At 53.2% G+C, this 628-nt stretch carries 1 protein-coding gene; it reads right to left on the bottom strand.

Annotation, left to right across the window (positions count from 1 at the left end):
• Positions 1-628 (bottom strand): condensation domain-containing protein (locus KHQ79_RS22060; RefSeq protein WP_225516939.1); only part of this gene is annotated, 628 nt, incomplete at both ends.

Genomic DNA, 628 nt, shown 5'->3' with positions numbered 1-628 from the left:
CGAATCAGAATATTGACGGAAACACCGTCTGAAATAATGTGATGCATATCAACCAGCAACAGGTGCCGCTCATCTGATACCTTTACGATTTGGGCACGGAACAGCGGCGCTTGGCTGAGATCAAAGGACTCGATAAACGCGGCTGCGGCTTCCTGTTCGGTTTGTTCGCCGAGGACTGCTGTCTGTAATGTAAACGGCACCTCGTCATGAATGCGCTGCACCGGCTCGCCGCTTTCGTCCTGTTCGAAGGATGTCCGAAGCGACTCGTGGCGCTTGATTAGCTCTTTAAAAGTCCTGTCCAGCCTTTCGGGGTCCAGCTTCCCTTCCAGCTCTACCACAGCCGGCATATTGTAGGCTGTCCCTCCGTCCTCCAGCTGCTGAAGGACATAGATCCTTTTTTGGGCGGAGGAAACCGGATAGGCCTCGCGCTTTTCAGCCGGCTTCATCGCTTCATATGGACTGTCCGTTCCTTCACGGATAACGGAAGCCAGTCCTTCTACAGTCGGATGGGCAAACACATCTTTCAGCGGCACCTGTACATCGAATTCTTTGGCGATCCGGGACACAAGCGCGGTTGCTTTTAAGGAATGTCCTCCGCGATCAAAAAAGTTGTCGTGAATCCCGACAG

Source organism: Bacillus sp. TSO22 (genome assembly GCF_020223595.1).
In the GTDB taxonomy this organism is placed as follows: Bacteria; Bacillota; Bacilli; order Bacillales; family Bacillaceae; genus Bacillus; species Bacillus inaquosorum.
This window is presented reverse-complemented; position numbering and strand designations above follow the sequence as displayed.